At 70.4% G+C, this 9,936-nt stretch carries 11 protein-coding genes; 8 read left to right on the plus strand and 3 right to left on the minus strand.

All coding sequences use genetic code 11. The annotated features are described in order from the left end of the window. Positions 1–46: 46 nt before the first annotated feature. Positions 47–1,318 (minus strand): ABC transporter substrate-binding protein, encoded by a 1,272-nt coding sequence (locus tag RS82_RS00865; protein WP_045296260.1) that lies wholly within the window; start codon positions 1,316–1,318, stop codon positions 47–49. A 316-nt stretch (positions 1,319–1,634) separates the two neighbouring features. Between RS82_RS00865 and purS the strand changes: the two genes are divergently transcribed. Both purS and purQ read left to right on the plus strand, forming a co-directional pair. Then, complete coding sequence (purS, locus tag RS82_RS00870; RefSeq protein ID WP_045296261.1) at positions 1,635–1,883, plus strand: phosphoribosylformylglycinamidine synthase subunit PurS; 249 nt, start codon at positions 1,635–1,637, stop codon at positions 1,881–1,883. Continuing rightward, a complete protein-coding gene (gene purQ, locus RS82_RS00875) occupies positions 1,880–2,587 on the plus strand; it encodes a phosphoribosylformylglycinamidine synthase subunit PurQ (protein ID WP_045296262.1) in 708 nt (235 codons plus the stop codon). The genes purS and purQ overlap by 4 nt, the downstream gene beginning before the upstream one ends. 21 nt (positions 2,588–2,608) lie before the next feature. Here purQ and RS82_RS00880 read toward each other — a convergent pair whose 3' ends face one another. Then, on the minus strand, positions 2,609–3,040 hold the full coding sequence (locus RS82_RS00880) for a DUF1761 domain-containing protein (protein ID WP_045296264.1): 432 nt from the start codon (positions 3,038–3,040) through the stop codon (positions 2,609–2,611). A 108-nt stretch (positions 3,041–3,148) separates the two neighbouring features. Between RS82_RS00880 and RS82_RS00885 the strand changes: the two genes are divergently transcribed. Both RS82_RS00885 and RS82_RS00890 read left to right on the plus strand, forming a co-directional pair. After that, positions 3,149–4,081: a 2-hydroxyacid dehydrogenase gene (locus RS82_RS00885; RefSeq protein WP_045296265.1), complete on the plus strand. Its 933-nt coding sequence runs from the start codon at positions 3,149–3,151 to the stop codon at positions 4,079–4,081. A gap of 68 nt (positions 4,082–4,149) precedes the next feature. Continuing rightward, complete coding sequence (locus RS82_RS00890; RefSeq protein WP_084695383.1) at positions 4,150–4,749, plus strand: pyridoxamine 5'-phosphate oxidase family protein; 600 nt, start codon at positions 4,150–4,152, stop codon at positions 4,747–4,749. 27 nt (positions 4,750–4,776) lie between these two features. On the opposite strand, the gene RS82_RS00895 is transcribed toward RS82_RS00890, so the two are convergent. Continuing rightward, a complete protein-coding gene (locus RS82_RS00895; RefSeq protein ID WP_045296266.1) occupies positions 4,777–5,295 on the minus strand; it encodes an adenine phosphoribosyltransferase in 519 nt (172 codons plus the stop codon). 74 nt (positions 5,296–5,369) lie between these two features. Here RS82_RS00895 and RS82_RS00900 point away from each other — a divergent pair, with 74 nt between their 5' ends. The 4 genes from RS82_RS00900 (at position 5,370) to RS82_RS00915 (ending at position 9,874) form a co-directional block, all read left to right on the plus strand. Next, complete coding sequence (locus tag RS82_RS00900; RefSeq protein ID WP_045296267.1) at positions 5,370–7,052, plus strand: glycoside hydrolase family 13 protein; 1,683 nt, start codon at positions 5,370–5,372, stop codon at positions 7,050–7,052. Positions 7,053–7,088: 36 nt separating this feature from the next. Then, positions 7,089–8,108 carry a LacI family DNA-binding transcriptional regulator gene (locus tag RS82_RS00905; RefSeq protein ID WP_045296269.1) on the plus strand — a complete coding sequence of 340 codons (1,020 nt, stop codon included), beginning with the start codon at positions 7,089–7,091 and terminating at the stop codon, positions 8,106–8,108. A gap of 141 nt (positions 8,109–8,249) precedes the next feature. Continuing rightward, positions 8,250–8,633: a YciI family protein gene (locus RS82_RS00910; protein ID WP_045296271.1), complete on the plus strand. Its 384-nt coding sequence runs from the start codon at positions 8,250–8,252 to the stop codon at positions 8,631–8,633. Beyond that, positions 8,630–9,874: an RNA polymerase sigma factor gene (locus RS82_RS00915; protein WP_045296273.1), complete on the plus strand. Its 1,245-nt coding sequence runs from the start codon at positions 8,630–8,632 to the stop codon at positions 9,872–9,874. Before RS82_RS00910 ends, RS82_RS00915 begins: the two co-directional genes overlap by 4 nt. The last annotated feature ends 62 nt before the right edge of the window (positions 9,875–9,936 follow it).

The following is a 9,936-nucleotide window of genomic DNA, read 5'->3' on the forward strand; positions in this document are numbered from 1 at the left end:
TCAGACCTGGTCTGCGGGAGCGGACCGGATCGTCAGTGTCGGCCTATCAGAAGGCCTCGACCTCGGCGACGTACGCGTCCCACGACGCCTGGGCGTCCTGGGTGCCGTCGAAGACGCGGGTGATGGCGTCCTGCAGTGCGGTGTTGTACTTGAAGTAGTCCGCGCTCTTGTAGGGCGTCACGGTGATCGCCGCGGAGCGGTCCGCGAAGATCGTGCCGGTCGGCGCGTCGGCGAAGTACTCGTTGGTGGAATCGGTGATCGCCGACGAGCTCTGCGCGTCGAGGGCGCTCGGGTAGGCGCCGACGTTGACGAACGTCTTCTCCTGCTGCTCCGGAGCGGTCAGCCAGTCGGCGAGCTTGAGAGCCTCGTCGACGTTCTTTCCGTTGGCGGGAACGGTCAGGTACGAGCCGCCCCAGTTGCCGCCGCCGTTCGGGAACGCGTTCGCGATCTCCCAGCCGGTGACCTCGGGCGCGTTGCCCGAGATGATGCCGAGCATCCACGGCGGGCACAGCATGGCGGCGAACTCACCGTTGGCCATCGACGCGTTCCAGTCGTCCGACCACTGGCCCGAGTAGGCCGAGTTCGGGATGCCGCGCTCGACGACGAGGTTGTACGCAGCCTCGAGGTCGGGGTTGTCGGTCGCGACGACGGTGCCGTCGGGCTCGTCGTACGGGAACTCGATCTGGTTGACGATGCCCTGGAACGCGGAGTTCGCGGAGTCGAGCATCGGCTTGCCGGTCGCAGCCTTGTACTTGTCGGCCAGGTCGAAGAACGTGTCCCAGTCGCCGTCGATCGCCGAGGCGACCTCGTCGGGCGTCGAGGGCAGGCCCGCGGCGGCGAACAGGTCGGCGCGGTAGCAGACGGCCTGCGGGCCGATGTCCGTGCCGAAGCCGACGAGACGGCCGTCGGCGTCGGTCGCGGCCTCTTCCTTCCACTCGACCCAGCGGCCCTTGGCGCTGTCGGGCACCTCGGCGAGCAGGTCGGAGTACTGCATGGCCTCGGCGAACCAGTCGACCTCGACCGCCTCGATGTCGGCGAGGCCTTCCTTTCCGAGCTTCGCGAAGAAGTTCGTGCGGGCGTCGTCGGTGATGGCGGCCTTGTTGTGGACGATCTTGATGTTCGGGTTCTCGTCCATGTACTCCTGGAGGAGCTCGTCGTCGTACCCGAAGTCGTTGAACGTGGCCAGGGTCAGCGTGATCTGGCCGTCCTCGCTTCCGGCGTCGTCTCCGTTGCCGCCGGCGCAGCCGGCGAGGACGATGGCCGAAGCCGAGAATGCGGCGATTGCCACAGCGCTTCTGCGGAAGGCGCGTGCGTTCACTGTCACTCCTTTGTGTTGTCAGGGTCGTGTGTGTTGCAGGATCGGCCCGGAGGGAACCGTGCCGGTGGTGTCTCGTGGGAGCGTTCCCATCGATCGAGACGCAACGCTATGGGATCGCTCCCACGAAGTCAAGGGAGCGCTCCCACGGTTTGATCACGGTTGTGTCACAGGGGTTTGCGCGACCCGGGAAACGCCACGCGCACGGGCCCGTAGACTGGTGGGGACCCCTGCCCGCGACATCCGGCGTTTCGACTCCTCGCTGCGCTCGTCGCTCAACGACCGATAGCTGCGGCCTCCGGCCGCCAGGAGGATCGCGATGCCCACCATCGTCGTCGACGTCATGCCCAAGGCCGAGCTTCTGGACCCGCAGGGAAAGGCCGTCACCGGCGCCTTCGCCCGTCTCGGCGTCTCCGACTTCAGCGCGGTGCGCATCGGCAAGCGGTTCGAGCTCACCGTCGACGGCGAGGTCACCGACGGGGTGCTCGCCGAGGCCCGGCGCATCGCCGACGAGATCCTCTCCAACTCCGTGATCGAGGACGTCGTCGGCATCGAGGTCGTGGAATGACCGCCCGCATCGGCGTCATCACCTTCCCGGGCTCGCTCGACGACCGCGACGCGCAGCGCGCGATCGAGATCGCAGGCGGCGAGGCCGTCGCCCTGTGGCACGGCTCGCACGACCTCGACGGCGTCGACGCGCTGGTCCTTCCCGGCGGCTTCAGCTACGGCGACTACCTGCGCGCCGGAGCCATCGCGGCGCTCGCGCCGATCATGGCAGAGGTGAAGGATGCCGCGGCCAAGGGGATGCCCATCCTCGGCATCTGCAACGGCTTCCAGATGCTCGTCGAGGCTCACCTGCTGCCGGGCGGGCTGATCCGCAACGCGCATCAGCAGTTCGTCCGCCGCGACCAGAAGCTGCGCGTCGAGAACAACGACACCGCGTGGACCAGCGATTTCGCCTCCGGCCAGGAGATCGTCATCCCGCTCAAGAACGCCGACGGCGGCTACATCGCCTCGGAGTCCGAACTCGACCGTCTCGAGGGCGAGGGGCTTGTCGCCTTCCGATACCTCGGCGTGAACCCGAACGGGTCGCTGCGCGACATCGCCGGCCTCACCAACGAGCGGGGCAACGTGGTCGGCCTCATGCCCCACCCCGAGCACGCCGTCGAGCCGGGCTTCGGTCCCGACACCGCCGCCGCGATGCGGTCGGGCGTCGACGGCCTGTCGTTCTTCACGTCGGCCATCGCCGCCGTGGTGGGCGCCGCGGCCTGAGCCGCGGCATCCGTCCCGCTTCTAGACTGTGCCGGCCGGCGGCCACACGCCGATGATGAGCGCCATCACGATGATGGTCACCAGCTCGTGCGAGATGTTGAGCACGGTCAGCGACGACGGCCGCCCCTCGAAGGCGTCGTGGGTGATGAAGCGCGCCGCGGTGAAGCCCGCCCAGAGGATCACGCCCGTGAGCAGCGCCGTCCAGAGGTAGCTGCCGCCGTAGAAGTGCCAGGCGATCGACGAGGCGCCGGCCAGCACCCACGCGGTCACGAAGCTGACGATCAGCGTCACCACGATCGGCACCACGGCACTTGCGCCCGGCCGGTTCATGTCGACGTTCGCGAGCTTCGCCCATCTCGTGCCGAAGACCTTCGGCGTGTACCAGATCGAGCCGACGACCATGCTCGACGCCGTCGCGATCAGCACCGCCCAGTAGTTGATCTCGGGAACCACGTCCGCCTCCTCCGCCCAGGCGCCGCCGCCGGTCGCGGTCGCCGCTCGACGCGAGCGTAGCGCCGCCCCGCGACGCCGGCCCCGCACCGCGCCGGTAGCGTGGAGCGGGTGACCACAGACACCCGGAATCTCGTCGTCAGCGTCCCCACCGAGCAGCTCGCCGCGGATCTGGGCGCCCTGCCCGACGGCGTCGAGCTGGTGGTGTGGCCCATGGACGCGGCCGCTCCGCGTGACCGGTTCGACATCGTCGTGCCGCCTTACATGTCGATGGCACGCGTGCTCGCGCGTCTCGAGGGCGTCGAGGTGGGGCTCGTGCAGGGCCAGTCGATCGGCTACGACGGCGTCGCCGCCATCCTGCCCGAAGGTCTGGTCTTCGCGAACGCGGCCTCGGTGCACGAGACCTCGACCGCCGAGCTCGCCGTGGGTCTCGCGATCGCTGCGCAGCGGCACATCGACGCGTTCGCCGTCGACACCGCGGCCGGCCGCTGGGCCCCGGTCTTCGCGCAGAGCCTCGCCGATCGTCGCGTGCTGCTGCTCGGCTACGGCGGCGTCGGCAAGGCCGTCGCCGCGCGGCTCGAGCCGTTCGAGGTCGAGCTCACCCCGGTCGCGTCGCGCGCCCGGGATGAGGACGGTGTCGCGGTGCACGGCATCGACGAGCTGCCCGAGCTGCTCCCCCAGGCCGAGATCGTGATCCTCACGCTGCCGGGCGGTGAGGCAACCCAGGGACTCGTGGACGACGCCTTCCTGTCGGCGCTTCCCGAGGGCGCGCTCATCGTGAACGTCGGCCGCGGCACCCTCGTCGACACCGACGCGCTCGTCGATCACGTGCGTCGCGGACGTATCCGCGCCGCGCTCGACGTCACCGACCCCGAGCCCCTCCCCGAGGGCCACGCGCTCTGGGGCCTTCCGGGCGTGCTCATCGCCCCGCACGTCGGCGGCGCGTCGAGCGCGATGCGACCCCGGGTCGCCAAGCTCGTGCGGACGCAGATCGAGCGGCTCGCCGCCGGCGAGCCTCCGATCAACGTCGTGCTCGGCGGCTGAGCCGGCACGCTCCCCCTTCAGTTCTCCTCCGCTCTGAGGTAGACCGGAGGGACGGACGGTGGTGCGCGATGAATGATTCCCGAAGCGATCCCCCGAGTGCGGACCAGCCGCCGAAGGTGGAGCGGCTCGCCGCTTCGGCGTGCTGGGAGTACCTGCAGACCGCCGAACTCGGCCGGCTCGCGGTGGACAACGCCGACGGTGCACCCGACATCTTCCCGGTCAACTACGTCGCCCACGAGGGCGCCCTGTACATCCGCACGGCGCGCGACGCGAAGCTCCTCCATATCGCGCAGCACCCGATGGTCGCCTTCGAGGTCGACGGCGCGACCGACGACGACCACTACTGGAGCGTCGTGATCCGCGGAAAGGCGGAGCGCGTCACCCGTGACGACGAGATCCGCGACAGCGGGGTCCGCCGGCTCGCGTCGTGGAGCCCGACCGTGAAGTTCTTCGTCATGAAGGTCGTCGCGAACACCGTCACGGGCCGGCGGTTCCCCCAGCATGCGAGCCGCAGGGATCCGCTCACGCCGTTCGAGGGCGACGCCACACTCCCGGACGCGCCGGAACCGCCACGGCAGCCACGCGCCGAACGGCCCGCGCCGATCCCGCACTTCGGGCCGCGCACCGGGCCGCAGGACACGCTGCCGGGGCCGCGCTCCGACGGGTGACCGGCGATGCCGATCGCAGCCGCGGCGTCAGCCGGTGAAGACCGTGTGCACGTCGCCGACGACGTCCCGGCCGCCGAGGGCCGTCAGCTCCATCAGCACCGCGGTGCCCACCACCACGCCGCCGAGCGTCTCGACGAGCTCGTGCGCCGCGACGAGCGTGCCACCGGTGGCGAGGACGTCGTCGACGAGCAGCACCCGGGTGCCGACGGCGATGTCGTCGTGCGCCTCGATCGTGGCGGTGCCGTATTCGAGCGAGTAGGTGACGGATGCCGCGGGCAGAGGCAGCTTGCCGGCCTTGCGGATCGGAACCAGGCCCGCGCCGGCCTCCATCGCGACGGCGCCGGCGAGCAGGAACCCGCGCGCCTCGACCCCCGCGACGACGTCGAACGACCCCTCGAACGGGGCGATCATCGCGTGGATGACGGTGCGCAGGGCTCGGGCATCCACCAGCAGAGGCGTGATGTCGCGGAACTGCACGCCCGGTTCCGGGTAGTCGGGGATCGTGCGGATGAGGGATTCGGCGCGCGTGAGGGCTTCGGACAGCACCCGCCAACCCTACGCCCGGCCCCCGGGCGTCTTTCGTTACGAGGGAGTGTAAGCGCTTGCAGTATGCTGATCGGATGACTTCCGCAGAGACCATCGAGCGCACGGACGCGTTCCTCACCACCGTCGGCGGCGAGTGGTGGCGCACCGCCGTCATCTACCAGATCTATCCGCGGTCCTTCGCGGACGCGTCGGGTGACGGCATCGGCGACCTCCCCGGCATCACCTCGCACCTCGACGACCTCGCGCACCTCGGCATCGACGCCATCTGGCTGAGCCCGTTCCAGCGCTCGCCCCAGAAGGACGCCGGCTACGACGTCAGCGACTACTGCGACGTCGACCCGCTCTTCGGCACCCTGGCCGACTTCGACGACATGCTGGCCGGGGCGCATGAGCGCAGCATCCGTGTCATCGTCGATCTCGTCCCGAACCACTCGTCCGACCAGCACGAGTGGTTCCAGCAGGCCCTCGCCGCCGTTCCCCACAGCGCCGAGCGTGCGCGCTACATGTTCCGCGACGGCAAGGGCGAGAACGGCGAACTTCCTCCCAACAACTGGGAGTCCGTCTTCGGCGGCCCCGCGTGGACGCGCGTGGTCGAGGCCGACGGCGAGCCCGGCCAGTGGTACCTGCACCTGTTCGACTCGTCGCAGCCCGACTTCGACTGGTCGAACGACGAGGTCCGCGAGGAGTTCCGCCGCATCCTGCGCTTCTGGCTCGACCGCGGGGTCGACGGCTTCCGCGTCGACGTCGCCCACGGCCTGGTGAAGGCGGAGGGACTGCCGGACTACATCCCGAACCCCGCGGCCGGCTCGATGGGCGGCGAAGCGGAGAACGTGCCGTACTGGGGTCAGGACGCCGTGCACGAGGTGTACCGCGACTGGCGAAAGATCCTCGAGGAGTACCAGGGCGATCGCGCCCTCGCCGCCGAGGCGTGGCTGCCCACCGCCGCGCGCACTGCCGAGTGGGTGCGTCACGACGAGATGCACCAGGCGTTCAACTTCCCGTACCTCGAGACCAAGTGGAACGCCACCGATCTCCGCGAGGTCATCGAGGTGTCGCTGCACGCGTTCCCGGGTGTCGGCGCGCCCTCGACGTGGGTCCTCTCCAACCACGACGTCGTGCGCCACGCGTCGCGTCTCGCGCTGACGGCCGAGAACCCGCAGGGTCATGGCATCGGCCCGGAGTCGCCCGGTCAGCCGATCCCCGAGGTCGGACTCGCCCGCGCCCGCGCAGCCACGACCCTCATGCTCGCACTGCCGGGTTCCGCCTACCTCTACCAGGGCGAGGAGCTCGGTCTTCCCGAGGTCATCGACATCCCCGGTGACGCCCGTCAGGACCCGACGTGGTTCCGCACCAACGGCGAGCGGTACGGTCGCGACGGCTGCCGCGTGCCGATCCCGTGGAACGCGGATGCCCCGGCCTACGGCTTCAGCGACTCCGGCGCGTCGTGGCTGCCACAGCCCGCCGAATGGGCGACGCTCGCCCGCGACGCGCAGACGGGTGTCGAGGGCTCGACGCTCGAGCTCTACCGTGCACTGCTCGCCGAGCGCCGGGCGCGGTCGCTCGGTGCGGGCTCGCTCGAGTGGATCGACGGGTACGGAACGGATGCCGTCGCATTCCGCAACGGGAATGTCACCGTCATCGCCAACACGGGTTCCGCGCCGATCGCGCTGCCGAGCGGTATCGTGATCGCGTCGAGCGGTCCGGTCGCGGACGGTGAGCTCGCGGGCGACACGACGGTCTGGATCGAGACCGCCTGACACTCGCGCTGGTCTACGAGAAGGTACGGTGACGACGTGGTCAGCATCGACGAGGTCGCCCGCGCGGCGGGGGTCTCGACGGCGACCGTCTCGCGCGCGCTGAGCGGGCGCGGACACGTCTCGGCGGGCGCGAAGGCGAAGGTCGAGGAGGCCGCCAAGAGCCTCGGGTACGTGGTGTCGGCCTCGGCATCGAGCCTCGCTTCGGGCCGCACGCGCAACATCGGTGTGCTGGTGCCGTTCCTCGACCGGTGGTTCTTCTCCACGGTGCTGAGCGGCATCGCCTCCGCGCTCATGCGCCGCGGCTACGACATCACGCTCTACAGCCTCACCGCCGACCGCGGCGAGCGGCACGACATCTTCGACACGTTCCTGCGGCGCCAGCGCGTGGACGGGGTCATCGCGATCTCCCTCGAGCTCGGTCAGGAGGAGACGGAGCGGCTCGTCGAGCTCGATCTGCCGGTGATCGCGATCGGCGGGCCTAATCCGCTGCTCACGACCCTCACCGTCGACGACGTCGCCGTCGCGCGGCTGGCCACCGAGCACCTGCTCGCGCTCGGCCACCGCCGGATCGCGCACATCGGCGCGAGCCCCGAGTTCGACATCGACTTCCACATCCCGACGCAGCGCCGGCAGGGGTTCGAGCTGGCGCTGGCCGACGCCGGCATCGAGGTCAGCCCGTCGCTGTTCGAGCCCGCCGACTTCACGATCGAAGGCGGCTTCCGCGCCGCGAAGCAGCTGCTGGGCAAGCCGGGCAGCCGGCCGACCGCGATCTTCGCGGCATCCGACGAGATGGCGATCGGGGCGCTCCTCGCGGCTCGCGAGCTCGGCTACCGGGTGCCCGAGGACCTCTCGGTCATCGGCATCGACGGTCACGAGCTCGGCGAGTTCTTCCGCCTCACGACGGTCGACCAGTTCCCTCTCGGCCAGGGCGAGCGCGCCGCCGACGCGATCCTCGAAGCGCTGGAGTCGACGGATGCCGAGACCCCCGTCCACCGGCCCGGCGAGCTCCCCTTCGAGCTCATCGTGCGCGGCTCGACGGCCCGCCTGCCGCAGTGACGGTGTCGCGATTTCTTCACCGGTCTCGGCAATAGTGTCGTATCGGAGCCTCACCGTTCGTGGATCAGGTATGCGGGCCCGTTCGGGCGCCGCGACGGAGGGTCCACGACGGGGTCCTCGTCCCGACGAGAGGAGACGACAATGCCGAACTACCTGATCGCATTCAACGACGAGTGGGTGCCCCCGCAGACGGCCGACCAGCTGCGCAGCAAGAGCGCGGCCTCGGAGGCGCTGCTCGAGGAGATGAAGAACGCGGGCGTCTTCCTTTTCGCGGAGGGGGGCATCGACGCCTCGACCGCGGTCTGCAGCGTCGTCAGCGAGAACGGCAAGCCGGTCTTCACCGACGGGCCGTTCGTCGAGACGAAGGAGCACCTCGGCGGGTTCACCGTCGTGAACGTGGCCGATGACGAGGCTGCCCGCTACTGGGCGGGACGACTGGCCGTCGCCCTCGACTGGCCGCAGGAGGTGCACCGCTTCCCCGGCGACCTGGCGGAGATCGTGGAGCGGCACGCGTCCGAGTCGTGACCGGCCCCGCCGTCGATCAGGCGATCACCCGCGCCCACCTCGAGGAGTGGGCGCGGGTGGTGGCGGGGCTCGCCCGCCGCTTCGGCGATCTCGACCTCGCCGAGGACGCAGCCGCGGAGGCGTTCACGGCCGCCGTGGAGCGCTGGCCGCGTGACGGCGTGCCACCGAACCCGGGTGCGTGGCTCACCACCACCGCGACGCGCAAGGCGATCGACCGGCTGAGACGTGAGTCGCGCCGCGACGACAAGCACAAGGCGGCGCTGATGCTGTCCGACGACTCTCCTCCCGAACAGACGGGACCGGTCGACGACGACCGGCTCCGGCTGATCTTCACCTGCTGTCATCCCGTCCTCGCCATGGAGGCCAGGGTCGCCCTGACGCTGCGGCTGCTGGGCGGACTCACCGTCGCCGAGATCGCCCACGCCTTCCTCGTGCCGGAGACCACCATGGCCCGACGGATCACCCGCGCGAAGGCGAAGATCGCGGCAGCGCAGGTCCCCTATCGAGTGCCGTCGGCGACGGATCTCCGAGAGCGGCTCGCCGGCGTGCTCGCGGTGGTCTACCTCATCTTCAACGAGGGCTATCTGGCCACCGGCGGCGACGACGCGATGCGGGCGGACCTGACCGACGAGGCGATCCGCCTGGGCCGGCTCCTGCGCACGCTCCTTCCCGATGAGGGCGAGGTGACGGGACTCCTCGCGCTGATGCTGCTCATCGACGCGCGGCGAACCGCACGCGTGTCGCGCACGGGCGAGCTCGTGACCTTGGAAGAGCAGGATCGCGGGGCGTGGAGCCGCGCTCTGATCGTCGAGGGCCACGCGCTGGTGCGAGAACGGATCGCCGCGGTCGCCGCCGGCGGAGAGCCTCCCGGGCGCTACCAGCTGCTCGCCGCGATCAACGCGGTGCACACCGCCGCCCCGTCCGCTCGCGACACCGACTGGTCGCAGATCGTCGCGCTCTACGACCGACTGCTCGGCGCCGATCCGTCCGCCATCGTGCGCCTCAACCGCGCCATCGCGGTCGCCGAGATCGACGGTCCCGACGTCGCGCTCGCCGAGCTCGACCGACTCCGCGGACCTCTCGACGGGTATCACGCCTTCCACGCGGCGCGCGCCGACCTCCTCCGCCGGCTCGGGCGAAGCGAGGAGGCGCGGTCGGCGTACGACCTTGCCGTGCAGCTCGCCGGCAACCCCGCCGAACGTGCGTACCTCGTCCGCCGCCGCGACCAGCTGGTGTGGTGACCCCACCCCGCCCGCACCCGCACAACGTCACCGCGCAGCACCCCTTCCTCACACACATCTCC

This window comes from Microbacterium trichothecenolyticum (genome assembly GCF_000956465.1).
GTDB classification, from domain to species: Bacteria; Actinomycetota; Actinomycetes; order Actinomycetales; family Microbacteriaceae; genus Microbacterium; species Microbacterium trichothecenolyticum.

Coding starts and splice junctions, on each gene's coding strand:
- purS (WP_045296261.1), top strand. CDS start 1,635: ATGCCCACCATCGTCGTCGACGTCATGCCCAAGGCCGAGCTTCTGGAC.
- purQ (WP_045296262.1), top strand. CDS start 1,880: ATGACCGCCCGCATCGGCGTCATCACCTTCCCGGGCTCGCTCGACGAC.
- RS82_RS00890 (WP_084695383.1), top strand. CDS start 4,150: ATGAATGATTCCCGAAGCGATCCCCCGAGTGCGGACCAGCCGCCGAAG.
- RS82_RS00900 (WP_045296267.1), top strand. CDS start 5,370: ATGACTTCCGCAGAGACCATCGAGCGCACGGACGCGTTCCTCACCACC.
- RS82_RS00910 (WP_045296271.1), top strand. CDS start 8,250: ATGCCGAACTACCTGATCGCATTCAACGACGAGTGGGTGCCCCCGCAG.